Raw genomic sequence first — 23,222 nt, 5'->3', positions numbered from 1 at the left:
CTTCTCCGGAGAAGCCGCAGGTGGTGTGACTGCCGCATCCCCCGGTGAGGATGGGCAGCCCACCGGTTGGATCTCTTTCAGTAATCCACCTTCGCCACGGGACCGGCAAGGCGCTGCATGCCCTGTCACGCGAATGGCCCAGTGGAATATGCGGCTTGCCCGGCACGGATCTCACTCATCCGGCTTGCCCTGAGTGCGGCCGATCGACGGTCACGGTCAAGTGGGACTGCCGTGAGTCGGTCCGGCGCACCAACGAAGGGAGACCCCGTGCTGACCGTGAAGAACGTGCGCTGCCTGGCGCTGGCCGCGCTGCTGGGTACGTCGGTGGCGGGTACGGTGCCACAAGCCGCGGCCGGAAGCCTCGGCTCACGCCGGGCGGCGCCGGTGCCGTGCGGGAACGTGACCGCGCTGATCCAGGAGATCAACCAGGCCAACAGCCGTGGTGCCGGGTCCATCTCCCTCACACCGGGCTGTGACTACCCGCTCTCCGGCCCCGCCCAGACCCCCGGCCCGAACGGCCCCAACGGGCTTCCCGTGATCACCGCGAGCCTGGTCATCAGCGGCACCTCCTCCAGCATCACCCGCGCCACCGGCACGCCGTTCCGCATCGTCGAGGTCGCCGCCGGGGGATCCCTCACGCTCAGCGGGGTCACCCTGGCGAACGGCAGCGCCACGGCCACCCCGGAAGCGTCCGGCGGCGGCATCCTCACCCGGGGGACCCTGTCGCTGAGCAACTCCCGTGTCACCGGTGGCACGGCCTCGCGGCTGGGCGGCGGGATCGCCGTCGCGGCCGGCGGGACCGCGCGCCTGGACAACAGCGTCGTCTCGGACAACACCGCCTCCGACGGCGGCGGCGTCCACGTCGACACCACCGGCCGGCTGACCGTGAACGGCGGTTCCGTGACGGAGAACACCGCCACCTACACCGGCGGTGGACTGGTCACTTACGGAACCACGACGCTCGGCGGCGTGACCGTCGGCGACAACGACACCGAGACCTTCGAAGGCGCGGGCGTCTTCGCCGGAGCCGGGGCCCTGACCGTCAACACGGCCCGGATCGTGGAGAACTCGGCGGCCTCGAACGGCGGCGGCATCGCCAACTTCGGCGCCACCGTGCGGCTGACGAACACCGCAGTGGCGGACAACGCGGCCGCACTCGGCGGCGGCGGCCTGTACAACTTCGCCGGGGTCTCCACCCTGACCGGCGGCACCGTCACCGGGAACACCGCGGGCGAGCAGGGCGGCGGTGTCCTCCGTGACGGCGGTACGGTCGTCCTGACCGGCGCCACCGTCACCGGCAACACACCCGACCAGTGCGCCCCGCCCGGGGCGGTCCCCGGCTGCGCCCAGTGACCGAAAAACGACGGGCTCCAGGGCTAGTGCCGCGGCAGGCGACGTTCGCCCCGTCGCGACGCCCGGCACTAGCGGGTGTCCGCCTAGAGGACTGCCACGGGTGCCACCGGGGCGCCCGTGGCACCCGTGAACGGCTCGGGTGTCGCGGTCAGCAGGAAGGCGTAACGGCCCGCTTCTCCACAGACTGTGGACAACTCTTCGAGATTCCAGTTCTGGCCCTGCGGCATCCCCATCTCCACGAGATGCAGGGCGTGCACCGGCAGCCACAGTCCGTCCACCTCGGGCGGGAACACCTCGAAGGTCAGGGTGTCGTTGGCGACGGCCCCGACATCGCGCGCGTGGAACCACTCGGGCGTCCGGATCGACAGTCCCGGTGACGGATAGGCGTACGCGTGCCGGTCCCCGCTCAGGCAGAGCCGGACCTGCCCGGTCCGAACGAGCGCGATGTCGCCGGCCCGCACCCGCGTACCGGCCAGCTCCTCGGCGGCGTCCAGGTCCTCGGGGGTCACGGCGTACCCGCCGTCGAGCCGGTCGGTGCCCCGGACGCGCGCCACGTCGAGCAGCACCCCGCGCGAGACGACCTGCCGGACCTTGTCCATGCCGCTGAACCCGGCGCCGCCGTGCGGGGTGATGGTGTCCGCGGGGCGGCCGTTGTAGATCCGGCCCGAGTGCGACACGTGCGGTAGCGCGTCCCAGTGGGTGGCGGCCTGCAGCCCCATGGTCACAGCGTCGTCGCTGCAGGCGACCGTGCCCGGGCCGAAGAGCTCCTGGTTGATCTGCACCATGACGTGCAGCGGGTCGATCCGTCCCGGGATCACGCCCGTCTGCACGCCGTCGCGCCGCAGCGGCAGTGCGAGCGGGATCCGGCGCCCGGAGCGGACCGTCGCCGCCGCCTCCCGCACGACCTCGTCGGTGATCAGGTTCAGCGTGCCCAGTTCGTCGTCGGCTCCCCAGCGGCCCCAGTTGTTCACGCGCCCCGCGATGTCGTGAAACGCGTTCGGCAGCGACATGAGTCCTCCCCGGGGCTTGTCTTCCCGTATCTGACGGGCCGTAAAATCTGGGCAACCGCACAATCTAACGGTCCGTCAGAAACCGTGGGACGGGAAGGGGCCGGGCGTGGGGAACTTCTTGGCAGGCAAGGTCGTCGCCGTCACCGGCGCCGGACGGGGCATCGGCCGGGCGGTCGCGCTCGCGGCGGCGGCCGAGGGAGCGAGGGTCGTCGTCAACGACTACGGCGTCGCCGTCGACGGGGCCTCGCCGGCCGGTGAGGTGGCCGAGGCGGTCGTCAAGGAGATCGAGGCGGCGGGCGGGCACGCGGTGGCGGTCGCCGACGACATCTCCACCATGGCGGGCGGGCAGCGGGTCGTCGATGTGGCGCTGTCGTCGTACGGGCGGCTCGACGGGGTCGTCTGCGTGGCCGGGATCCTGCGCGAGCGGATGCTGTTCAACATGACCGAGGAGGAGTGGGACCCGGTCGTCGCCACGCATCTGAAGGGCACGTTCACGGTGTTCCGGGCGGCCTCGGCGGTGATGCGCCGGCAGCGGGCCGGCACGCTGATCGGTTTCACCAGCGGCAACCACCAGGGGTCGGTGTCGCAGGCCAACTACAGCGCGGCCAAGGGCGGGATCATCTCGCTCGTGCGGAGCGCCGCGCTGGGGCTGCACAAGTACGGGGTGACCGCGAACGCGGTGGCGCCGGTCGCGCGGACCCGGATGTCGGCGGGTGTGCCGACGGAACTCGCGGAGATCGGGGAACCGGAGGATGTCGCCGCGCTGGTGGTGTACCTGTTGTCCGACGCGGCGCGGGAGCAGGGGATCACCGGGCAGGTGTACACGGTCGCCGGGGCGAAGATCGCGGTGTGGGCGCAGCCGAGGGAGCTGCGTGCGGCGTATGCCGCCGGCGGATGGACCGTGGAGAGGATCGCGGAGTTCCTTCCCGGGTCGGTGGGGGTGGATCCGATGCCGATGCTGGAGCGGTTGCGGGAGATGGAGGAGGCGGCGGCGGAAGGACGGCGGCCGAACGCCCAGTAGCTCGGGGGGAGTTGTTTACGGGCGGCTGCGGGTTGAGTGTGGTTGTTCGCGCAGTTCCCCGCGCCCAGTCCAGCCGCGGGCAGTCGTGCCGCTTGGGGCGGCACGGGTGGGCGCGGGCGGCACCCCGTAGCGCCGGGTTGCGCACCCCCCCGGCCTCAGCTCCATCGTCCAGTCACTCGAATCAAGGCGGCCCAACCGTGGAGTTCGGTTTCACGCAAGCAGACGAGGACTTCCGTATCGAGGCCCGGGCCTGGCTCGCCGAGCACGCCGAGGAGGCGACGGACCGCCGCAGTTGGGAACGCAGGCTGGGAGCAGCCGGCTGGATCGGCCTCGGCTGGCCCCAAGCCGGGTACGGCAACCGCACGGCCACCCTCACTCAACAGGTCGCCTGGGCCGAGGAGTACGCCCGCTCGGGCGCCCCGCCGCGCTCCGGCCACATCGGTGAGAACCTGCTCGCGCCCACGCTGATCGCCCATGGCACCGACGAGCAGAAGGCGCGCTTCCTCCCCCCGATCGCCGCCGGCGAGGAACTCTGGTGCCAGGGTTACAGCGAACCCGGCGCGGGCTCCGACCTGGCCGGTGTCCGCACCGCGGCCGTACCCCGACCGGACGGCCGTACCTTCAGCGTCACCGGCCAGAAGATCTGGACGTCGCTCGCGCACGAGGCGGACTGGTGCTTCGTGCTGGCCAGGACCGAACCCGGCTCGGTGCGGCACCACGGACTGACCTTCCTGCTCGTCCCCATGGACCAGCCCGGGCGGATCGAGGTGCGTCCCATCCGGCAGATGACCGGGACCAGCGACTTCAACGAGGTCTTCTTCGACGGCGCGCACGCCGAACAGGCCGTCGGCGGTGTGGGCGACGGCTGGCGCGTCGCCATGAGTCTGCTCGGTTTCGAGCGAGGGGTCTCCACGCTGGCCCAGCAGATCGGGTTCGCGCGGGAGCTCGAGACCGTGGTGCGTACCGCCGTGCAGACGGGGGCGGCGCGTGATCCCGTCGTACGGGAACGGCTGGTGCGGCAGTGGGCCGAACTGCGCACGATGCGCTGGCACGCCCTGCGGACGCTGGGGGGCTCGGGCGACCCGGGCGCCCCGAGTGTCGCGAAGCTGCTCTGGGCCGGCTGGCACCAGCGGCTCGGGGAGCTGGCGGTGCTGGTGCGCGGTGCGGCGGCGAGCGCCGGTCCGGCGGACTGGTCGGCCTCGTCGCCGTACCGGCTCGACGCGGCACAGCACCTGTTCCTCTTCACCCGGGCCGACACCATCTACGGCGGCTCGGACCAGATCCAGCGCACGATCATCGCCGAGCGGGTGCTCGGACTGCCCAGGGAGCCCAAGGGAGCCGTGTGATGCGAGGTGTGGTCTTCGACGGGAAGCGGGTCCGGGTCGTCACGGATCTTCAGGTGCGGGAGCCGGGGCCGGGGGAGGTGCGGGTCGCGATCCGGGCGGCCGGGCTGTGCCACAGCGACCTCTCGGTGGTGGACGGGACCATACCCTTCCCCGTTCCCGTGGTGCTGGGCCATGAGGGGGCGGGCGTCGTGGAGGCGGTGGGTGGGGGTGTCACCCATGTGGCGCCCGGTGACCCTGTCGCGCTGTCCACCCTCGCCAACTGCGGCGCGTGCGCGGAGTGCGACCGGGGGCGGCCGACGATGTGCCGGCGGGCGATCGGCCGCCCGGGCCGGCCGTTCCGTCTCGACGGGCAGCCGGTCCACCAGTTCGCCGCCACTTCGGTGTTCGCGGAGCGCACGGTCGTGAAGGCCGTCCAGGCGGTCCGGATCCCCGACGGCATTCCCATGCCGTCGGCCGCGCTCATCGGGTGCGGCGTGCTGACCGGAGTGGGCGCCGTACTGAACCGGGCACGGGTGGACCGGGGGGACAGCGTCCTGGTGATCGGGACGGGTGGCATCGGGCTGAACGTGCTGCAGGGGGCCCGGCTCGCGGGCGCCCTGCGGATCGTGGCCGTCGACGCCAACCCGGCGAAGGAGGAGGCCGCACGCCGGTTCGGCGCGACCCACTTCCTCACCTCGGCCGAGGGTGTGCGGGACATCCTCCCCACGGGCGCGGACCACGCCTTCGAATGCGTCGGCCGGGTGGAGCTGATCCGCCAGGCGATCGACGCGCTGGACCGGCACGGCCAGGCGGTCCTCCTCGGGGTGCCCCCGGCCGCCGCCGAGGCGTCGTTCCGGGTCTCGTCGATGTACCTGGACAAGTCCGTCCTGGGCTGCCGCTACGGCTCCTCCCGCCCCCAGCGGGACATCGCCCTCTACGCCGACCTGTACCGCCAGGGCCGCCTGCTGCTCGACGAACTGGTCACCACGACCTATCCGGTCGAGGACTTCGAGAAGGCGGCGCAGGACGCGGAGGCGGGGCGGGTGGCACGCGGAGTGCTCACGTTCTGAGGGGCGCTCATGTCCTGCGGGCCGCGGCCCGGTCCCGTCCGGTGCGGAAGGTCCGCCGGTAGGCGGTCGGTGTGACGCCGAGCGCCGCCTGGAGGTGCTGGCGCATCGACTGGGCCGTGCCGAAGCCGGCGTCGCGGGCCACCTGGTCGACGGAGCGGTCGGTGGACTCCAGCAGGTGCCGGGCCCGTTCCACGCGCTGCTGGACGAGCCACTGGCCGGGGCTGACGCCGGTCTCCTCGCGGAAGCGGCGGGTGAAGGTGCGGACCGACATGGCCTCCTGGGCGGCCATGTCGCGCAGCTGGATCGGCTCGTGGAGGCGGCCCAGGGCCCAGGCCCGTGCGGCGGTGGTGGACGCCTGCTGCGGATCGGGCACCGGCCGGGCGATGTACTGCGCCTGCCCGCCGTCGCGGTGCGGCGGTACGACCGTACGGCGGGCCACCTCGTTGGCGACGGCGGCGCCGTGGTCTCGGCGCACGATGTGCAGGCATAGGTCGATGCCGGCCGCGACACCGGCGGACGTCAGCACGTCACCGTCGTCGATGAACAGCACGTCCGGGTCGACCTCGACCTGCGGGAAGAGCCGCTGGAAGCGGTCGGCGTCGGCCCAGTGGGTGGTGGCCGGGCGGCCGTCGAGGAGGCCGGCGGCGGCGAGGACGTAGACACCGGTGCAGATGGAGGCGAGCCGGGTGCCGGGGCGGAGGCGGGTGAGGGCGGCGGCCAGTTCGCCGGTCAGCACGCCCTCCGTGTAGACCGGCCCGAGTTCGTACGACGCCGGGACGATCACCGTGTCGGCGGTGGCCAGTGCCTCCGGGCCGTGCGCGACGTGGATGGCGAAGTCGGCGTCCGTCTCGACCGGTCCCGGTGGCCGGACCGAGCAGGTCACGACCTCGTACAGGTGCCGTCCCCGGGCGTCCGTCGGGCGGCCGAAGATGCGGTGCGGGATGCCCAGTTCGAAGGGGAGCAGGCCGTCGAGGGCGAGGACGACGACGCGGTGGGGGCGCGAGCCCGCCGAGGGTGAGGTGGCTGCTGCCATGGCCCGATCCTAACCAATGCTGTCCTTCAGGCCACTCGATGAAGCAGGCCGACGGACGGAAGCTCTATGGCGTGACACAGACAACCGAAGCCGTCGTCGTACAGCAGACGCCGAAGCCGTTCCGAGGGCGGGTGCACCGGGCGTGGTTCGTCGCCGCCGTCACCTTCGTGACGATCATCGGTGCCGCCGCCTTCCGTTCCGTGCCGGGGCTGCTCATCGACCCCCTCCACGAGGAGTTCGACTGGTCACGCGGCACGATCGGCGCCGCGGTCTCCGTCAATCTCGCGCTGTACGGTCTGACGCCCCGTTCGCGGCGGCCCTGATGGACCGCTTCGGCATCCGCCGGGTGGTCGCGGTCGCGCTCACGGTGATCGCCCTCGGCTCCGGGCTCACGGTGTGGATGACGGCGGCCTGGCAGCTGATGCTGTGCTGGGGGCTGCTGGTCGGCCTCGGCTCCGGCTCCATGGCGCTGGCCTTCGCGGCGACCGTCACCAACCGCTGGTTCACCGAGCGGCGCGGACTGGTCAGCGGCATCCTGACCGCCGCGTCGGCCTCCGGCCAGCTGATCTTCCTGCCGCTGCTGTCCTGGATGGTCGAACGCCACGACTGGCGCCCGGCGGCCGTGACGGTCGCCCTCGCGGCCCTCGCGGTGGTGCCGTTCGTCTGGCTGCTGCTGCACGACCACCCGGCCGACGTCGGCCAGAAGCCGTACGGCGCGAAGGACTTCGTGCCCAAGCCCGCGCCCGTCCCCGGAGCCGCCCGCAGGACCCTGGCCGTCCTGTTCTCGGCCGCCCGCACCGGCCCGTTCTGGCTGCTCGCCGGCACGTTCGCGATCTGCGGTGCCTCCACCAACGGCCTGATCCAGACCCACTTCGTGCCCGCCGCCCACGACCACGGCATGCCCCTCACGGCGGCCGCCTCGCTCCTCGCGGTCATCGGCGTCTTCGACGTCGTCGGAACCATCGCCTCCGGCTGGTTCACCGACCGCTTCGACGCGCGCCGGCTGCTCGCGGTGTACTACGCGCTGCGTGGTGTGTCGCTGCTGTTCCTGCCCTTCCTGCTGGCGCCCGGCGTCCACCCCCCGATGGTCTTCTTCATCGTCTTCTACGGTCTCGACTGGGTCGCCACCGTCCCGCCCACCCTCGCCCTGTGCCGCGAGCAGTACGGCGAGGACAGCGCGATCGTCTTCGGCTGGGTACTCGCCTCCCACCAGGTCGGCGCGGCCCTCGTCGCCTTCCTCGGCGGCGTCGCCCGCGACACGTTCGGCTCCTACGATGTGGTCTGGTACGCGTCGGGAGCGCTGTGCGCGGTGGCAGCGCTGATGGCGTTGGTCATCCGGCGGCGGCCGATGGCGGGGCAGGCGATTCTCCCGGGTAGGTCGTCAGCAGCCGGTTGAATCCGGCGAGTCGAGGTGAGACGAGGAAGGGGAAGGACTCACCGTCGGGCGTCTTGAGGGCCGCCACGATGTCGTCGTCCGGCTCACCGAACACCTCGAAGTGCTGAACGGTGCAGTGCTTCATCACCTCACGGATGTACGGGTCCGACAGCTTCCAGTGGGTTCGGATGGCGTCGGAGTCGCGGTAGAGCTGGAAGCTGTGCGCCAGCATCCGTTCCTCGTCGATGAAGACCTCCACCATGAGCTGGGGCCCGTGCGCTCGGGCGAAGCCGACCGCCCGCGTGATCGCCTGCCGGAACCCGTCGAGGTGGCCGTCGGTGACGCGCATGGTGTTGCGGAAGAGGATGGTGCCGCTGTCTGTGATCTCCATACGAGCAGTGTCCGACCTCAACCAATGTTGAGGTCAAGGGACCGGTCCGGCGGGGTCCGGTCCCGGCCGGTGGCCGCGAGCGGTGGGGGCGTCCGCAGCTCCGCTACGGGTGCGTCAGCCCGGTGAAGTGGCCTCGGTGGAAGAGCAGCGGGCCGTCCGGGTCGTCGTCGGCCGCGCCGAGGGCGTTCACCCGGCCGACCACGATGAGGTGGTCGCCGCCGGAGTGGACGGCGTGGACGGCGCAGTCGATCCAGGCGACGGCGCCCGCCAGGCGTGGTGAGCCGGACACCGGTGCCGCGTCGTACGCCACGCCCGCGAACTTGTCCGCGCCGCTGACCGCGAAGGCGCGGCACAACTCGCCCTGGCGGGCTCCCAGAACGTTCACGCAGAACACGCCCGCGCGGGCGATACGCGGCCAGGTCGTCGACGTACGGCCGACCATGAAGGCGACCAGGGGCGGGTCGAGGGAGAGGGACGTGAAGGACTGGCAGGCGAAGCCGGCGGGGGAGTCGGCGGGGGTGGCGGGGGGTGCGGTGACGACCGTCACGCCCGTCGCGAAGTGCCCGACGACGCGGCGGAATTCCCGCTGGTCCAGGGGAGCGCGTTCGTCGGCGGCGACGCACCGCAACTCGGGTCGTGGCAGCGCCTCGACGGGCTCCGGTGTGCGGGCCGACCTGAGGTAGCGGACGGCGGCCTCCGCCATGCCTGCTTGTCCCATCACACCCGCCATTGAAACTGACGGAACGTCAGATAGGAAGGGTCAGCGGCCCCTGAACTCCGCGTCCCGCCGCTCCACGAAGCTCCGCACGCCGTCACGCGCGTCCACCGTCGTCATGTTGATCTCCTGCGCGGCGGCCTCGGCCGCGAAGGCGGTGGCGCGGTCAGTGTCGAGGGAGGCGTTGACGAGCTGCTTGGTGAGGGCGAGGGCGCGGGTCGGGCCGGAGGCGAGGCGATCGGCCCACGCCCGGGCCGTCCTGTCCAGGTCGTCGTCGGGGACGACCCTGTTGACCAGGCCCAGGCGTTCGGCGTCCGCCGCCGTGAGCGCGTCACCGAAGAACATCAGCTCCTTGGCCCGCTGCGGGCCGATCAGGCGGGGAAGCAGGTAGGCGCCGCCGCCGTCCGGCACCAGACCGCGTCGTACGAACACCTCGATGAAGCGGGCCGATTCGGCGGCCAGGACGAGGTCGCAGGCGAACGCGAGGTGCGCGCCGAGGCCGGCCGCCGTGCCGTTCACCGCCGCGATCACCGGCTTCTCGCAGTCGAGGACGGCGGCGATCAGGCGCTGGGCGCCGGTGCGCAGGGTGCGCGCCACGTCCCCTGCGACCCGTTCGCCGGCCGTGCCGGTGCCGCGCAGATCGGCCCCGGCGCAGAAACCCCGGCCCGTCCCGGTGATCACGACGGCTCGTACCTCCGGCGTCGCGGACGCCTCCGACAGCAACCGGACGATCTCGTCCCGCTGGCCGGGGCTGAGGGCGTTGAGGCTCTCGGGCCGGTTGAGGGTGAGGGACAGCACGTGGTCACCGGTCGTGCGCAGGACAGCGGCCCCGGTCATCAGCGGCACACCGCCAGCGCGTCCAGCGCCACCGCCCCCTGCCCCCGGGGCAGCACCATCAGCGGGTTGATGTCCAACTCGGCGAGCTGGTCTCCGAGTTCCAGCGCCAGGCGCTGCACCCGCAGGACGACCTCGACCAGTGCGTCCAGGTCGGCCGGTGGGCGGCCGCGGACCCCGTCGAGCAGGGCCCGGCCGCGCAGCCCGGCGAGCATGTCCCGCGCCTGCTCCTCACCGAAGGGCGGTACGCCCACGGCGGTGTCGCGCAGGACCTCCACGAGGACGCCGCCCAGACCGACGGTCACGGTCGGGCCGAACAGGTCGTCATGGGTGACGCCGACGACCGTCTCGACGCCCTGCTCGACCATCTGGCAGACCAGCACGCCGTCCAGGGAGACCTCCTCGTAGCGGGCGATGTCGGTCAGCTCGCGATAGGCGTCGCGGACCTGGCTCGCCGAGGTCAGGCCGATCTTCACCAGCCCCAGTTCGGTCTTGTGCGCGATGCGGGCGCCCGAGGCCTTCATCACCACCGGGTATCCCACGAGGCCGGCGGCCCGCACGGCCGCCGCCGCGCTGGTCACCAGCTGCTCGCGCGGCACCCGGATGCCGTAGGCCCGCAGCAGCTGCTTCGCCGCGTGCTCGCTGAGCCGCTCGCCGGGCCGCATCAGTGCCTGTGCCTTGCGGTAGGACGGCGACGGGGAGCGCGGGGCGTCGTCGAAGGGGGAGCGGTAGCCGGTCGTGAAGCGGTGGTGGGCGAGGTGGGCGCGGACGGCGGTGAGGCAGTTGCCGACCGTACGGAAGGTGGCCACGCGGGAGGAGCCGAGCAGGACCTCGCGGTACGCCGGCTCGGTGCCGACCGGCGAACCCCACACCACGCACACCAGCTTGTCCGTCTCCTCGGCCGCGTCCACCAGATCCCTCACGAGCCGGTCGCTGAGCGGGGGGAACGGCCCGGTGATCGGGCAGATCAGCACGCCCACCTCGGGGTCGGCGAGGATGGCGTCGATGATCTTCCGGCCGCGCCGGTCGCCGACCGGGTGCCCGCCGTTGTCCACGGGGTTGGCGACGCTGAGGTACTCGGGTATCCACTGGTGCAGCTCGGCCTGCTTGGCCTCGGACAGCACCGGCAGCCGCAGGCCCGCCCCCGTCGCCAGGTCGGCGACGTGGGCGCCCGTACCGCCCGAGATCGAGCAGACCACGACCCCGTCCGCGCGGGGCGGCCGGGCACGGGCCAACAGGGCGGCTGTGTCCTGGAGTTCGTCGAGACCGTCCACCCGTATCACGCCGTACTGGCGCATCGCCGCGTCGATCACGTCGTCCGCGCCGGTCAGTTTGCCGGTGTGGGTGGCGGCCGTGCGGGCGCCGGTCTCGGTACGGCCCACCTTGACCGCGACGACGGGCACACCGCGCCGGGCGGCGCGGTCGGCGGCGAGCAGGAAGGAGCGGCCGTCCTTCAGCCCTTCGAGATAACAGGCGATGACACCGACCTCGGGCCGCTCGGCGAAGTAGGAGAGGAAGTCGGCGGCCTCCAGGTCGGCCTCGTTGCCGGTGGGCGCCCAGTGGGAGAGCCGTATGCCCAGCTCCTGGAGTGCGAAGACCGGGCGGCCCTGGTGACCGGACTGGGTGATGAGCGCGATCGCCGGGCCTTCGAGGTCGTCGCGGAACCGCTCGAAGGCGTTGAGGTTGGTGTTGGGCCCGAGCAGCCGTAACCCCGACCGCTCGACGACGTCCGTCAGCCGCCGCTGCGCGGCCGCGCCTGCCTCGCCGGTCTCCGCGAAACCGGAGGCGAAGACGACCGCGAACCGCGCCTTGGCTTCGGCCAGTTCCTCGATCACGGGCAGCGGATCGCCGACCAGCACCACGGCCAGGTCGACCTGTTCGGGCAGGTCACCGACCGAGGGGGAGCAGGGGATGCCGAAGACCGACGGCCGGTTCGGATGCACCGGATGCAGCCGGGCGCCGACCCGGTCGGCCCAGTCGGCCAGTTGCCGTGTGATGCCGGTGTTCGGGCGCCCCTCGGCGTCCGAGGCGCCGATCACGGCGACCGACCGGGGGCGGAAGAAGCGGTCCAGATCGGGTACCTCGGCGTGCAGCGGACGCCCGCTGACGTCGAGGTCGCCGACCTGGGCCGGCCTGCCGTGCACGACTGGCCCGGACCGCTCGCCACAGGCGATGGCCCGGGCCCGGCGGGAGTCGGTGGTGAGGGTGCCGTGAGTCGATCCAAGCATCGTTTCCGCCCGCTCCTGTGAGACAGCCGCTAACTGACGCTCTGTCAGATTATCCGAACCGGCAGGACGTCAGGAATGGGCGTGACCGGCCGAAGTGCGGGCGGATACAGGGCATTTCCACTACAGGCCCTATCCCGGCAGCCGCGCCACCCTCCCCGCCCCGTCCCGGGCGATGGCCTTCGCGATCCTCACCGCGTCGAGCGCCATCTCACGGAGGTTGCCGCTGATCGGGTTCGTGAAGCCGGTGAAGTACAGGCCCGGGGCGTTCACCGGGGTGCGGGCGCCGTGGACGACGGGGTTGCCGCGGGCGTCGAGGACGTCGAGGTGACCGACGAGGCCCTCCAGGGCGCGGACGTATCCGGTGGCGGCGATCACGGCGTCCGGGGAGATCCGGGTACCGTCGGCCAGCGCGATCTTGCCGCCGTCCTCGAAACCGTCCACGGCGGCCACGATCTCCACCCTGCCCTTGCGCACCGCGTCGATCAGGCCGACGTCCTGGACCGGGATCGCCCCCTGTCTCACCCGCGTGTACAGCCCGGTGTCGGGGCGTGGCAGGCCGTACGCCGAGAGGTCGGGCACGGCCACCTTGGCCTGCACCCGGCTGAGCCGGTCGACGAGGCCGACCGGCAGCCGCCGTACGAGGACGGCGCTGTACTGGGCGGCCCAGCCGGCGGTGGTGCGGCGCACGATGTGCGGAGCGGTGCGCACCGCCAGCCGGACCCGCGACGCGCCGCTCTCCACGAGGTCGACGGCTATCTCGGCGCCGGTGTTGCCGACCCCGACGACGAGGACGTCCCGGCCCGCGTAGGGCTTGCCGTTGCGGTACTGGCCGGCGTGCAGGAACTCGCCGGTGTAGGAGTCGCGGCCGGGCCAGTCGGGCACGCGGGGCGTGTGGTTGTACCCGGTCGCGACGACGACCGCGGCGCCGGTCAGCTCCCGGCCGCCGGTGGCGTGCAGCAGCCAGCCGGTGCCGTCGGGCGCGCGCTCGACGCGGGACACCTCGACGCCGGTGACGATCTCCAGGCGGTGGTGCTCGGCGTACTTCTCCAGGTACCGCACCACGTTGTCCCGGGACACCCACCGCCCGAACCGGCGTGGGATCGGCAGCCCGGGCAGGGCCGAGAGGCGGCGGGTGGTGTGCAGGTGCAGCCGGTCGTAGTGGCCGCGCCAGGAAGCGCCGACCCGGTCGGACTTCTCCAGCACGACCGCCCGTACGCCCCGGGCGCGCAGCGCGTGGGCGACGGAGAGTCCGCCGGGGCCACCACCGATGACGTAGACGGGGCGGTCCGGTGTGGGGGGTGCGCAGGAGTGTGGGGGTGGTGTGGACTCGGCCATGAGCGGGAGCGTAGTCAGAGGGTGGCTTGATGGGTCTCGGTCAAGACCGGAATTGGTTTCGGATTGATTACGGCTGTGGAGCGCGTGGGTGGGGGGGCGGTCCGGAGGCGTCGCGGGGTCTTGCGCATCACCTGATCTGACGTACCGTCAGATTCTATGGACACGATCTGGCTCACCGGTCCGCAGTGGCTGGCCGTGCTGCGGATCGGGCTCGGGCTGTGGTGGCTGGAGAGCTGGCGGCACAAGGACCGCAAGGCGTGGTTCGAGCGCGGCACCGGCATCGCGTGGGCGGCGGGCATAGCGGCCGGGCACCGCTGGAGGGCGGTCCGCTCGGGTTTCGAGGCGGCCGTGGCACCGCGCCCGCGCCTGATGGCGTACGTCGTCGTCTACGCGGAACTCGCCCTCGGCGCTGGCCTGATCACCGGCTTCCTGACCCCGGTCGCCCTGGCCGGCGGGTTCCTCCTCAACGCCCTCTACTTCACCCTCATGATCCACGACGTGGCCGAGCAGGGGCAGAACTCCATGATGGCGCTGATGTCGGTGGTCGGGCTGTTCGGCATGTCCTGGCAGACCTGGTCGCTGGACAGCGCGCTGGGGCTCATCTGATGGCCGGGCGCCTCGACCTGCCCGAGCCCGACGCCTTCACCCGCACGTACTGGGACGCCGCCGCCGAGGGCCGGCTGCTGATCCGCCGCTGCCGGGCCTGCGGCCGGGCCCACCACTACCCGCGCGAGTTCTGCCCCCACTGCTGGAGCGAGGACGTCAGCTGGGAAGCCGCGAGCGGCCGCGCCACCCTCTACACCTGGTCCGTCGTCCACCGCAACGACCTGCCGCCCTTCGCGGAGCGCACACCGTACGTCGCCGCCGTGGTGGACCTGGCCGAGGGGCCGCGGATGATGACGGAGGTCGTGGGGGCGGGGGAACTGTCGGCCGGGGCGGAACTCGAGGTGGTGTTCCGGGAGGGCGTCCCGGTGTTCCGGGTCGCGCGGGGCGCCGCCACGGGGTGAGCCGAACTCGGGTGAACGGCGCCGCCCCACCCGCTTCAATGTCCCCATGCCCCCGATACACGACCGGTCCCGCACCGGCCCCCCGCCCCCGGAACCGCACGGCCTCGGCCTTCACCTGCGCCCCTGGGACGCGGCGTCCGGCTCCGACGTCGAGACGTGGCTGCGCGGCCTGCGGGATCCGGAGTTCCGGCGCTGGAACACCCCGCTGCGGCCGGTCACGGACCTCAAGAGCGCCAGGGAGTCGCTGCTCGCGCGGGCCCAGAGCGCGGCGGAGGGCACGTCGATGTCGTTCCGGGTCGCCGACGCGCGCAGCGGTACGGCCCTGGGCCACATCGGCGTCAACGAGATCAAGTACCACCTGAAGTCCGCCCGCGTCGGCTACTGGGTGCTGCCCGAGGCCCGCGGCCAGGGCGTCGCCACCCGGGCCCTGCTGCTCGCCACCCGCTGGGCGCTGACGGAACTCGGCCTGCATCGACTGGAGCTGGACCACGCCGTCGGCCACGACGTCTCGTGCCGGATCGCCGAGCGGTGCGGCTTCGCGTACGAGGGCACCCTGCGCGGGGCGATCTTCCAGGAGGACCGGCACGACGCCTTCCGCGACGCCCACCTGCACGCGCGCCTGGCGACGGACCCGGAGCCGGACGGGTACCCGGGGTCCGGCGCGTAATACGGAGGCGTACCCGTGCGGGACGCGGCACCATGGGGCATGCCCTCCGCCACCTGGCACCTCACCCACGGCCTCGACGACTTCCTGACCCGCGCCGACGGCTTCCTGCGCTCCCGACCCGCGCTGCACACCGTCCCGTTGACCGTCACGGAGACGCTGCGCACCCGTGGACCGCACGTGTACGGCGACGGCATACCGGAGTTCGGCGTCCTGGAGCGGGACGGGACGGTCCGGGCGGCGTTCTTCCGCACGCCCCCGCACTGGCTGAACCTCACCTCGCTGACCGCCGAGGAGGCCGGCACCCTGGCCGCGCGGCTGGCCGCACTCGGGCGGCCCCTGCCCGGTGTGAGCGCCGACCGGGACACGGCCGGCGCCTTCGTCGAGGCCTGGCGGCGGCACACGGGAGCCACGGCCGTACTCCGCCAGCGCCAGCGGCTCTACCGGCTCGGCACCCTGAACGTGCCCCGGCCGCTGCCGCCGGGCGGGCCCCGGACCGCCGTCGAGTCGGACCGCGAACTCCTCGTCCACTGGCACGAGGAGTTCGCGGAGGCCGTCGGCGCGGGCACCGTCCGGGACGCCGAGGAGTGGGCGGACGCCCGCATCGCCCACGGCGGCATCACCCTCTGGGTGACCCCCGACGGCGCCCCCGTCGCCATGGCCGGGACGACACCCCAGGTCGCCGGCCAGACCCGCGTCGCCCCCGTCTACACCCCGCCCCACCACCGCGGCCGCGGCTACGCGGGCGCCGCCACGGCCGAGGTCAGCCGCGCCGCCCTGGCCGCCGGGGCGCGGGAGGTGGTCCTCTTCACCGACCTGGCCAACCCGACCAGCAACGGCCTCTACCAGCGGATCGGATACCGGCCGGTGGCGGACTTCGCGGTGTACGACTTCACGCCGAGGGCCGGGTAGCGGGGCGCGCTCAGGGCCACAGCAGTTCCCGCGTCCACCCCTCCTCCGCGCGCCGGTAGCGAAGCCGCACATGCCGCCGCGCCTCGTCGCCCTGGAAGAACTCCACCTCCTCGGCCCGCAGCCGGTACAGCGTCCAGGACGGCACCGGTGCATCGGGCTCCCGCGCGGCCCGCTCCCAGGCCGCCTCGGAGGCGCGTACCAGCTCCTCCACCGAGCCGAGGACCTCGCTCTGCCGCCCGGTCAGGGCCGCCGCCAGCGCGCCCGTCGAGCGGGCGTGGAGGTCGCCCTGGGCGTCGGCCGACGGGGCCGCCGACACGGGGCCGCGCACCCGCACCTGCCGGCCCAGCACCGGCCAGTAGAAGCCGAGCGCGGCGTACGGGCGGGCGGCGAGGTGGCGGCCCTTGCGGCTGCCGGCGTGGGACGCGAAGGACCAGCCGGTCTCGTCGGCGCCGTGCAGCATCACGATCCGCACGTCGGGCAGGCCGGACTCGTCCGAGGTCGCCAGCGACATGGTGTGCGGCTCGCACTGCCCGGCGGCCACCGCCGCCGCGAACCACTCGGTGAAGAGCTCCAGCGGGGTGACGGGGGCGGCCCCGGGGTCGAAGGGCGGCAGCTCGGTGACCTCCGGGTCCCAGACCCGCAGGGACCTCAGCAGCTGGTGAAGATCGGTAGCCATCCCCCGATTGTCACCCGGGGCTCGTCAGACCTGCCCGAGGTCCGACGACACCCACCGCTCGGGCCGCATGCGAAGCACCACCATCTCGCCGTGGTTCTTCCAGGAGTAGTCGACATAGCCCTCGACCCTCTCGGCCGGCAGGTAGCGCGCCGAGATCTCCCGGAGCTGGTCCAGGGTGGCGGGGGAGGTGTCGACGACCGGGCCCTCGACCGACACGTACCTGATGGTGGGCTCCAGCCGGTCCACCATCAGCGAGAACCGGCCCGCCGCGCTGATCAGCTCGTTCTTGCGGGAGTCGAGGCCGGTCATGATCCAGATGTCGCCGCCCGGCTCGTACTGGTACCAGATCGGCACGGTCAGCGGGGCCCGGCCCGGTCCCGCGTCGACGGCCAGTGCGGCGATGTGGGGCTCGGCCAGGAACTGCTCACGCTCTTCGCGGGTCAGGGCCATTCCGGTCTCCTTCTGCAAGGCGGTCGCGACAAGGCGGTTCGGCGTTCGGAACTTCTCAACACCCCTGTGGGCCCCCGGTGTTCCCCCCGACCCCGGTCCGTCCACCAGCCCAGCCGGGTCACCCCGCGCCCAGCACCACCGTCCCCGAGGAGCAGAACCATCCGCCCGTACCCGACGCCACCGCCAGTCGCGGCAGAGCCCCGTCCCCCCGCCGCACCTGCCGGTCTCCGCCCGCCTCTCCCCGTAGCTGCCGCACCGCCTCCACCAGCAGGAACAACCCCCGCATCCCCGGGTGCTGAGCCGACAGCCCGCCCCCGTCGGTGTTCACCGGCAGCTCCCCGCCCCCGACCCGCAGCCGCCCCTGCTCCACGAACGCGCCGCCCTCGCCCTTCCCGCAGAAGCCGAGGTCCTCCAGCGTCACCAGCGTCATGTAGGTGAACGCGTCGTAGATCTCCGCGAGGTCCATCTCGTCCGGCCGCACACCCGCCCGCTCGAAGGCCAGCCGGCCGCTCACCGCCGCCGGGGAGACCGTGAAGTCCGGCCACTCGGACATGGCGGCGTGCGAGACGTACTCCCCGGTCCCCAGCACCCACACCGGTGCCGTACGGCAGTCCCGTACGTACTCCTCCGCCGCCAGCAGCACCGCCGCCCCGCCGTCGGAGCGGACGCAGCAGTGCAGCTTGGTGAAGGGTTCCGCGATCATGGGGCCGGCCAGGACCTCGTCCACCGTGACCGGGGTGCGGAACATCGCCTCCGGGTTGAGGGCCGCGTTGGCCCGCGCCTGGACCGCCACCTGTGCCAGCTGTTCGATCGTCGTGCCGTACTCGGTCATGTGGCGGCGGGCCGCCATGGCGTACTTGGCGATCAGGGTGTGGCCGTACGGGGCCTCGAACTGCAGGGGGCCGCGGCTGCCGAAGGACAGCGTGCCGGTACGGCGGCCGGCGCGGATGTCGGCGCGGGCCGTCGAGCCGTAGGCCAGCAGCACCACGCGCGCGTGCCCGGCCGCGATCGCGTCCGCCGCGTGGGCGGCCATGACCTCCCAGGCGGAACCACCGACCGAGGTGGAGTCGACCCAGGCGGGACGCAGGCCCAGGTACTCGGCGACCTCGACGGGCGCCAGGGTGCCCAGCCCGGCGGAGGCGAAGCCGTCGACCAGGGACCGGTCGAGACCCGCGTCGGCCAGGGCGCGGCGGGCCGCCTGGGCGTGCAGGGCGTACGGGGTCGCGTCGTCCACCCGGCCGCAGTCCGAGAGGGCCACGCCGACGACGGCCACTTTCCTCCGGGCAACCATGAATCTGACGGTACATCAGATATCGCCGCCCACAAGCGCGCCGGGGCTCTGGGCTTCCCCGCCCCTCCGCCCTAATATGACGCACCGTCAGATGCGGAGGTGGTACCCCCATGGACGCCCGCTTCACCGCCGAACAGGACGAGATCCGCCGCACCCTGCGCGAACTGCTCGGCAAGCGGTGCGGCCCCGAGGAGCTGCGGGCCGCCGTCGACACCCCGGCCGGGCACGACCCGGCCCTGTGGACCGCCCTCGCCGAACAGCTCGGCCTGCCCGGACTGGCACTCCCGGAGACCTACGGCGGTGTCGGCTGCTCGGTCACCGAGCTGGCCCTGGCCTGCGAGGAGACGGGCCGGGCGCTGGCCCCCTCGCCCCTGCTCACCACGGCCGTGCTCACGGCACCCCTGCTGCTCGCCCTCGGCACCGGTGCCCAGCGGTCCGGCCTTCTCACCCGCATCGCCTCCGGCGGGCTCACCGCCGCCCTCGCCGTACCGGGCCCCGCCCTCGCCACCGCGCTCGCGCTCACCGGCCACGACCGCAGCGGTGAGTGGGCGGGCGGCGGACGGGCCGGGGGCGTGCAGGCCCGGTGGGCGGACGGTGGCTGGCGGCTGTACGGGCAGGTCGAGCAGGTCCTCGACGGGCACAGCGCGCAGCTCCTCCTGGTCGCCGCGCACGCCGGGGGGTTCGCCCGCTCCCGTGTCCTGCTCTTCCTCGTACGCGGCGACGCGGCCGGGCTCACCCGCGTACGGCAGACCGCGCTGGACGCGACCCGTCCACAGGGACGCGTGCAACTGAGGGACGTGGAAGGTGAGTTGCTCGGGCGGGACGACGGGGACGTCCTGCCCGCCCTCGCCCGGCTGGGCGCCACCGCTGCCGCCTGTCTGGCCGCCGAGGCCGTGGGAGCCGCCGACCGGGTGCTGGAGCGGACCGTGGGGTACGTGGGGCAGCGCGAGCAGTTCGGGCGGCCGGTCGGGTCCTTCCAGGCGGTCAAGCATCGGCTGGCCGACGTGTACGTGCGGGTGCGGGCGGCCCGCTCGGCGGCGTACTACGCGGCCTGGGCCGCCGCCCGGGAAGGCCACGGGGAGCAGGCCGGTGGGCTCGCCCTCGCCCAGGCCCTCGAGGCGCTCGCCGCGGCCGCCGCCGAGGGGATCCAGCTGCACGGCGGCATCGGTTTCACCTGGGAGCACGAGGTTCACCTGTACTTCAAGCGTGCCGCGGGCGACGAGCTGCTGTTCGGGCCGGTGCACCGGCTGCGGGCGCACGCCGCCGACGCGGCGCACGTCTTCGAGGAGGCCGGCCGATGAGGGGCGTGCGGTTCGTGCAGAAGGTGTCGTCCACCCCGGGGTTCGCGCGGGTCGCACCCCATGTCTTCCCGGCTCTCGACCGGGCCGTGCACCGGCTCACGCGAGGAAAGGTGCTGCTCAGCGCGCAGCTCCTGCCGGGTGTGGTGCTGACCTCGACCGGGGCGCGCAGCGGGCGGGCCCGCCGCACGCCGCTGGCCTGTATGCCGGAGGACGGCGGACGCGGCTGGATCCTGGTCGGGTCCAACTTCGGACGGCCGGGGCACCCCGCCTGGAGCCACAACCTGCTGGCCCACCCGGACGCCGAGATCAGCTGGAAGGGCCAGGACATCCCGGTGACGGCCCGGCTGCTGCGGGGGCGGGAGCGGGCGGCGGCGTGGCAGGCGGTGCTGGCGTTCTGGCCGCCGTACGCGGCGTACCAGGCGCGGGTGGACCGGGAGATCCGGGTGTTCCGGATCGTGCGGCGGTGAGCAGTGGGAACACGGCGCAGGCGGCGAAAAGCACAGGCGGCGGCCCACTCGGGTGGACCGCCGCCTGCCAGACAGGACTTCGGTACGGAAAAAGGGCCGGGCTCGCCGGGCCGGGCTACTTCGTGGGCTTCCTGCCCGTGACGCCCAGGTGCACCAACATCGCGAGGTTCGGCTTCAGTTCGGCCTGCTTCACGCCCCAGGAGGAGAAGCCCTTCTGGTGGGAGGCGACGGCCGCGAGCATCGCGACCAGCGAGCCGGCGACGGCCGCCGGGTTCACGTCCTTGTCGACCCTGCCCTTGGCCTGGAGCCCGGCGACGGCGTCCGCGAGGGAGTTGTTCACCGAGTTGAGGATCTTCATGCGGAGCTTGTAGAAGCGCTTGTCGCCCTCGGCGGCGCCGAGATCGACGACCCGGAGGATCGCGTCGTTCCGGCGCCAGAACTCCAGAAACCCGTCGACCAGTTCCTGCGCCGTCTGCCAGCCGGCCTTGCCGGCCCAGGAGCGGCCTTCCAGGAGCTCGGTCAACGCGGCGCCCTCGGTCGCCATTTGCTCGGCGATCTCCAGGACGGCGCCCTCGACGTCCGGGAAGTACTGGTAGAAGGTCGCGGGCGAAGTCCCCGCCTTCCGGGCGACATCGATGACCTTGACGTCCCGGTAGGGGGAGGAGCTGAGCATCTCGCTGAGGCAGTCGAGCAGCTTCTGCCGGGTCGCCTGCCCACGCCGACCGGCCACGCGGCCGTCGACGGTACGCACTTGTCCTGTCATGACGTCAGCTTACCGAGGCGGGATCGGGGCGCGATTCGGCCGACTGCAAATGGGGTGCGAGGAAGTACGGAGCCGGGTGTGCCTGGTCTGCGGGCCGCGGCCGTCGCGGTTACGTTGGCGGCATGGCCGAAAACAGGGCATCGGTGTACGCGGAGGGCGTCCCCTGCTGGGTGGACGCGCAGCTTCCCGACGTCGAGGCGGGCAAGCGGTTCTACGGTGAACTTTTCGGGTGGACGTTCGAGGACTGGTTCGGCTCCATCACGCGGGCACTGAAGGACGGCGAACCCGTGGCCGCCCTGGTCCGCAAGACGGACGGCCGGCTGCCCACCGTCTGGACCGTGTACTTCGCGACCCCGGACGCCCCCGCCCTGGCCCGGCGCGTCCGGGGGGCCGGCGGGCAGGTCATCTCGTCGCCGGTGCCGGCCGGGGAGCTGGGTGTGACCGCCCTGGTCACCGACCCCGAGGGTGCCGTCTTCGCGCTGTGGCAGCCCGGCGAGCACCCCGGCTTCGGCAGGCGGCACGAGCCGGGCACCTTCGCCTGGGCCGAGCTGTACGCGCGGGACACCGAGGCGGCCAACGCCTTCTACGGCGATCTCTTCCAGGAGGCCCTGTTCGGGCCGGACGCCGACCCCGACTTCGGCCGCGCCCCGGTCTCCGACGTCTTCCCGGCCGAGATGCCGCCCCACTTCCTCGTCCACTTCGCCGTCGAGGACGTACCGGCCGCGATGGACGACGTGACCCGGCTGGGCGGCCGGGTGCACGCCCCGCCTTTCGGGACCTCGTACGGCACGGTCGCCGTCGTCACGGACGATCAGGGGGCGTCCTTCGCGCTGCTGCACCGCTGAGCGGACACTGTTTGGGTATTGTTTGCTCTCCTCTGCCCCGAGACACCCCAATTGTCACCGGGTTCGCCACCACGGCTCCGGCCAGGAAGAATCGGGGTGCGTGCCGCCATGGCGGTGCGGTGGTGAGACGCTGCACGGGGTCGCGTGGAACATGTGGCTTGGCGCGGCTCGTACGGGGAGGTGGCAGGCAGAGTGGTGGATCAGCTGACGCAGCACGATCCGCGGCGGATCGGGCCGTTCGAGGTGCTGGGACGGCTGGGGGCCGGCGGCATGGGGCTGGTCTATCTCGCGCGTTCGGCGTCCGGCCGGCGGGTGGCGATCAAGACCGTCCGGACGGAGCTGGCGGAGGACCAGCTGTTCCGGGTCCGCTTCACGCGTGAGGTGGAGGCGGCCCGCGCCGTCTCCGGCTTCTACACGGCCGCGGTCGTGGACGCCGACCCGCGCGCCGCCGTGCCGTGGCTGGCCACCGCGTACGTCCCCGCGCCCTCGCTCGAGGAGATAGTGAACGAGTGCGGGCCGCTCCCGGCCCAGGCGGTGCGCTGGCTGGCCGCCGGTGTGGCCGAGGCGCTCCAGTCCATCCACGGTGCCGGGCTCGTGCACCGGGACCTCAAGCCGTCGAACGTCCTCGTCGTCGAGGACGGCCCCCGGGTGATCGACTTCGGGATCGCGTCGGGCGTTTCGAACACACGTTTGACAATGACGAACGTCGCCGTCGGAACGCCCGCCTACATGTCACCCGAGCAGGCCAAGGACTCCCGCAGCGTCACGGGCGCGAGCGACGTCTTCTCCCTCGGCTCCATGCTGGTCTTCGCCGCCACCGGACACCCGCCCTTCCACGGCGCCAACCCGGTGGAGACGGTCTTCATGCTGCTGCGCGAGGGGCCGGACCTGGAGGGCCTCCCGGACGAGCTGCGTCCGCTCATCGAGTCCTGTATGCAGATGGACCCCACGGCCCGCCCCAACCCGGCCGACCTCCAGGCCCAGCTCGCCCCCCACCTCTTCGGCTCCGGTTCCGACGACAGCGGCACGGCCTCGGCGTGGCTTCCGGAACGGGCCGTCGGCCTGATCGAGACCCGCCGCAACGGCCGCCCGGCCGGCAAGCCCGCCCCCGGCGCCGGCCGCAGCAGCAGCGGACGCCCCGCCCGGGCCCTCGGCC

The 23,222-nt window shown here is 72.9% G+C and carries 23 protein-coding genes and 1 pseudogene; 13 read left to right on the top strand and 11 right to left on the bottom strand.

The annotated features are described in order from the left end of the window. Positions 1–267: 267 nt before the first annotated feature. The gene (locus IE212_RS18280) at positions 268–1,353 is read left to right on the top strand and encodes a right-handed parallel beta-helix repeat-containing protein (protein ID WP_190198947.1); all 1,086 of its coding nucleotides are present in this window, start codon (positions 268–270) and stop codon (positions 1,351–1,353) included. An 83-nt stretch (positions 1,354–1,436) separates the two neighbouring features. Here the strand turns inward: IE212_RS18280 and IE212_RS18275 are convergent, their stop codons facing one another. Continuing rightward, positions 1,437–2,363: a cyclase family protein gene (locus IE212_RS18275; RefSeq protein ID WP_190198946.1), complete on the bottom strand. Its 927-nt coding sequence runs from the start codon at positions 2,361–2,363 to the stop codon at positions 1,437–1,439. A 106-nt stretch (positions 2,364–2,469) separates the two neighbouring features. Between IE212_RS18275 and IE212_RS18270 the strand changes: the two genes are divergently transcribed. The 3 genes from IE212_RS18270 to IE212_RS18260 all read left to right on the top strand — a co-directional run bounded on the left by IE212_RS18270 (position 2,470) and on the right by IE212_RS18260 (position 5,779). Continuing rightward, entirely contained in the window at positions 2,470–3,384 is a 915-nt protein-coding gene (locus tag IE212_RS18270; RefSeq protein WP_190198945.1) for an SDR family NAD(P)-dependent oxidoreductase, read from the top strand. Between the two features lie 197 nt (positions 3,385–3,581). Then, positions 3,582–4,730 (top strand): acyl-CoA dehydrogenase family protein, encoded by a 1,149-nt coding sequence (locus IE212_RS18265; protein ID WP_190198944.1) that lies wholly within the window; start codon positions 3,582–3,584, stop codon positions 4,728–4,730. Continuing rightward, entirely contained in the window at positions 4,730–5,779 is a 1,050-nt protein-coding gene (locus tag IE212_RS18260) for an alcohol dehydrogenase catalytic domain-containing protein (protein ID WP_190198943.1), read from the top strand. Before IE212_RS18265 ends, IE212_RS18260 begins: the two co-directional genes overlap by 1 nt. Positions 5,780–5,786: 7 nt before the next feature. Here the strand turns inward: IE212_RS18260 and IE212_RS18255 are convergent, their stop codons facing one another. After that, entirely contained in the window at positions 5,787–6,812 is a 1,026-nt protein-coding gene (locus IE212_RS18255; protein WP_190198942.1) for a GlxA family transcriptional regulator, read from the bottom strand. Between the two features lie 71 nt (positions 6,813–6,883). On the opposite strand from IE212_RS18255, the pseudogene IE212_RS18250 reads away from it, so the two are divergent. Continuing rightward, positions 6,884–8,208, top strand: a pseudogene (locus IE212_RS18250) (MFS transporter). On the opposite strand, the gene IE212_RS18245 reads toward IE212_RS18250, so the two are convergent. The 5 genes from IE212_RS18245 to IE212_RS18225 all read right to left on the bottom strand — a co-directional run bounded on the left by IE212_RS18245 (position 8,144) and on the right by IE212_RS18225 (position 13,690). Next, positions 8,144–8,578, bottom strand: a complete 435-nt coding sequence (locus IE212_RS18245) for a TopoII/MutL transducer domain-containing protein (RefSeq protein WP_190198941.1) — start codon at positions 8,576–8,578, stop codon at positions 8,144–8,146. The pseudogene IE212_RS18250 and the gene IE212_RS18245 overlap by 65 nt on opposite strands. A gap of 103 nt (positions 8,579–8,681) precedes the next feature. Then, positions 8,682–9,296 (bottom strand): flavin reductase family protein, encoded by a 615-nt coding sequence (locus IE212_RS18240; RefSeq protein ID WP_229864451.1) that lies wholly within the window; start codon positions 9,294–9,296, stop codon positions 8,682–8,684. A 42-nt stretch (positions 9,297–9,338) separates the two neighbouring features. Then, the gene (locus tag IE212_RS18235; protein ID WP_190198940.1) at positions 9,339–10,130 is read right to left on the bottom strand and encodes an enoyl-CoA hydratase/isomerase family protein; all 792 of its coding nucleotides are present in this window, start codon (positions 10,128–10,130) and stop codon (positions 9,339–9,341) included. Next, positions 10,130–12,355, bottom strand: a complete 2,226-nt coding sequence (locus IE212_RS18230) for an acetate--CoA ligase family protein (protein WP_190198939.1) — start codon at positions 12,353–12,355, stop codon at positions 10,130–10,132. The genes IE212_RS18235 and IE212_RS18230 overlap by 1 nt, the downstream gene beginning before the upstream one ends. A gap of 129 nt (positions 12,356–12,484) precedes the next feature. Then, positions 12,485–13,690, bottom strand: coding sequence for a flavin-containing monooxygenase (locus IE212_RS18225; protein WP_190198938.1), 1,206 nt, complete (start codon positions 13,688–13,690; stop codon positions 12,485–12,487). 156 nt (positions 13,691–13,846) lie between these two features. Between IE212_RS18225 and IE212_RS18220 the strand changes: the two genes are divergently transcribed. Genes IE212_RS18220 through IE212_RS18205 form a run of 4 tightly spaced genes read left to right on the top strand, consistent with a single transcriptional unit; the run spans position 13,847 to position 16,273 of the window. After that, positions 13,847–14,296 carry a DoxX family protein gene (locus IE212_RS18220; protein ID WP_190198937.1) on the top strand — a complete coding sequence of 150 codons (450 nt, stop codon included), beginning with the start codon at positions 13,847–13,849 and terminating at the stop codon, positions 14,294–14,296. Next, complete coding sequence (locus tag IE212_RS18215) at positions 14,296–14,697, top strand: Zn-ribbon domain-containing OB-fold protein (RefSeq protein ID WP_190198936.1); 402 nt, start codon at positions 14,296–14,298, stop codon at positions 14,695–14,697. The genes IE212_RS18220 and IE212_RS18215 overlap by 1 nt, the downstream gene beginning before the upstream one ends. Positions 14,698–14,743: 46 nt before the next feature. Continuing rightward, positions 14,744–15,364 (top strand): GNAT family N-acetyltransferase, encoded by a 621-nt coding sequence (locus tag IE212_RS18210; RefSeq protein ID WP_190198935.1) that lies wholly within the window; start codon positions 14,744–14,746, stop codon positions 15,362–15,364. A gap of 39 nt (positions 15,365–15,403) precedes the next feature. Continuing rightward, complete coding sequence (locus IE212_RS18205) at positions 15,404–16,273, top strand: GNAT family N-acetyltransferase (protein ID WP_190199182.1); 870 nt, start codon at positions 15,404–15,406, stop codon at positions 16,271–16,273. Between the two features lie 10 nt (positions 16,274–16,283). Here IE212_RS18205 and IE212_RS18200 read toward each other — a convergent pair whose 3' ends face one another. From IE212_RS18200 to IE212_RS18190, 3 genes are all read right to left on the bottom strand, one after another. Beyond that, positions 16,284–16,949, bottom strand: coding sequence for a pyridoxine/pyridoxamine 5'-phosphate oxidase (locus IE212_RS18200; RefSeq protein WP_190198934.1), 666 nt, complete (start codon positions 16,947–16,949; stop codon positions 16,284–16,286). 24 nt (positions 16,950–16,973) lie between these two features. Next, complete coding sequence (locus tag IE212_RS18195; RefSeq protein ID WP_190198933.1) at positions 16,974–17,399, bottom strand: pyridoxamine 5'-phosphate oxidase family protein; 426 nt, start codon at positions 17,397–17,399, stop codon at positions 16,974–16,976. 118 nt (positions 17,400–17,517) lie between these two features. Beyond that, a complete protein-coding gene (locus IE212_RS18190) occupies positions 17,518–18,690 on the bottom strand; it encodes a thiolase C-terminal domain-containing protein (protein WP_190198932.1) in 1,173 nt (390 codons plus the stop codon). Positions 18,691–18,800: 110 nt separating this feature from the next. Between IE212_RS18190 and IE212_RS18185 the strand changes: the two genes are divergently transcribed. After that, positions 18,801–19,991, top strand: coding sequence for an acyl-CoA dehydrogenase family protein (locus IE212_RS18185; protein ID WP_190198931.1), 1,191 nt, complete (start codon positions 18,801–18,803; stop codon positions 19,989–19,991). Beyond that, positions 19,988–20,458 carry a nitroreductase family deazaflavin-dependent oxidoreductase gene (locus IE212_RS18180; protein ID WP_190198930.1) on the top strand — a complete coding sequence of 157 codons (471 nt, stop codon included), beginning with the start codon at positions 19,988–19,990 and terminating at the stop codon, positions 20,456–20,458. The genes IE212_RS18185 and IE212_RS18180 overlap by 4 nt, the downstream gene beginning before the upstream one ends. Positions 20,459–20,573: 115 nt before the next feature. On the opposite strand, the gene IE212_RS18175 is transcribed toward IE212_RS18180, so the two are convergent. Beyond that, positions 20,574–21,221: a TetR family transcriptional regulator gene (locus IE212_RS18175; RefSeq protein WP_229864417.1), complete on the bottom strand. Its 648-nt coding sequence runs from the start codon at positions 21,219–21,221 to the stop codon at positions 20,574–20,576. A 122-nt stretch (positions 21,222–21,343) separates the two neighbouring features. Between IE212_RS18175 and kbpA the strand changes: the two genes are divergently transcribed. Further along, positions 21,344–22,066 carry an AfsK-binding protein KbpA gene (kbpA, locus tag IE212_RS18170; RefSeq protein ID WP_190198929.1) on the top strand — a complete coding sequence of 241 codons (723 nt, stop codon included), beginning with the start codon at positions 21,344–21,346 and terminating at the stop codon, positions 22,064–22,066. A gap of 192 nt (positions 22,067–22,258) precedes the next feature. After that, positions 22,259–23,222 (top strand): serine/threonine-protein kinase (locus IE212_RS18165; RefSeq protein ID WP_190198928.1); only part of this gene is annotated, 964 nt, incomplete at its 3' end.

The organism is Streptomyces djakartensis, from assembly GCF_014651075.1.
Lineage (GTDB): Bacteria > Actinomycetota > Actinomycetes > Streptomycetales > Streptomycetaceae > Streptomyces > Streptomyces djakartensis.
Note: the sequence above shows the minus strand (reverse complement) of the source record. Positions and strands in the feature narration are given on the sequence as shown.

Excerpts from the sequence above, each read along its gene's own strand:
- IE212_RS18275 (WP_190198946.1), bottom strand. The coding sequence starts at position 2,363 with ATGTCGCTGCCGAACGCGTTTCACGACATCGCGGGGCGCGTGAACAAC.
- IE212_RS18260 (WP_190198943.1), top strand. The coding sequence starts at position 4,730 with ATGCGAGGTGTGGTCTTCGACGGGAAGCGGGTCCGGGTCGTCACGGAT.
- IE212_RS18255 (WP_190198942.1), bottom strand. The coding sequence starts at position 6,812 with ATGGCAGCAGCCACCTCACCCTCGGCGGGCTCGCGCCCCCACCGCGTC.
- IE212_RS18245 (WP_190198941.1), bottom strand. The coding sequence starts at position 8,578 with ATGGAGATCACAGACAGCGGCACCATCCTCTTCCGCAACACCATGCGC.
- IE212_RS18240 (WP_229864451.1), bottom strand. The coding sequence starts at position 9,296 with ATGGGACAAGCAGGCATGGCGGAGGCCGCCGTCCGCTACCTCAGGTCG.
- IE212_RS18235 (WP_190198940.1), bottom strand. The coding sequence starts at position 10,130 with ATGACCGGGGCCGCTGTCCTGCGCACGACCGGTGACCACGTGCTGTCC.
- IE212_RS18230 (WP_190198939.1), bottom strand. The coding sequence starts at position 12,355 with ATGCTTGGATCGACTCACGGCACCCTCACCACCGACTCCCGCCGGGCC.
- IE212_RS18225 (WP_190198938.1), bottom strand. The coding sequence starts at position 13,690 with ATGGCCGAGTCCACACCACCCCCACACTCCTGCGCACCCCCCACACCG.
- IE212_RS18220 (WP_190198937.1), top strand. The coding sequence starts at position 13,847 with ATGGACACGATCTGGCTCACCGGTCCGCAGTGGCTGGCCGTGCTGCGG.
- IE212_RS18215 (WP_190198936.1), top strand. The coding sequence starts at position 14,296 with ATGGCCGGGCGCCTCGACCTGCCCGAGCCCGACGCCTTCACCCGCACG.
- IE212_RS18210 (WP_190198935.1), top strand. The coding sequence starts at position 14,744 with ATGCCCCCGATACACGACCGGTCCCGCACCGGCCCCCCGCCCCCGGAA.
- IE212_RS18205 (WP_190199182.1), top strand. The coding sequence starts at position 15,404 with ATGCCCTCCGCCACCTGGCACCTCACCCACGGCCTCGACGACTTCCTG.
- IE212_RS18200 (WP_190198934.1), bottom strand. The coding sequence starts at position 16,949 with ATGGCTACCGATCTTCACCAGCTGCTGAGGTCCCTGCGGGTCTGGGAC.
- IE212_RS18195 (WP_190198933.1), bottom strand. The coding sequence starts at position 17,399 with ATGGCCCTGACCCGCGAAGAGCGTGAGCAGTTCCTGGCCGAGCCCCAC.
- IE212_RS18190 (WP_190198932.1), bottom strand. The coding sequence starts at position 18,690 with ATGGTTGCCCGGAGGAAAGTGGCCGTCGTCGGCGTGGCCCTCTCGGAC.
- IE212_RS18185 (WP_190198931.1), top strand. The coding sequence starts at position 18,801 with ATGGACGCCCGCTTCACCGCCGAACAGGACGAGATCCGCCGCACCCTG.
- IE212_RS18180 (WP_190198930.1), top strand. The coding sequence starts at position 19,988 with ATGAGGGGCGTGCGGTTCGTGCAGAAGGTGTCGTCCACCCCGGGGTTC.
- IE212_RS18175 (WP_229864417.1), bottom strand. The coding sequence starts at position 21,221 with ATGACAGGACAAGTGCGTACCGTCGACGGCCGCGTGGCCGGTCGGCGT.
- kbpA (WP_190198929.1), top strand. The coding sequence starts at position 21,344 with ATGGCCGAAAACAGGGCATCGGTGTACGCGGAGGGCGTCCCCTGCTGG.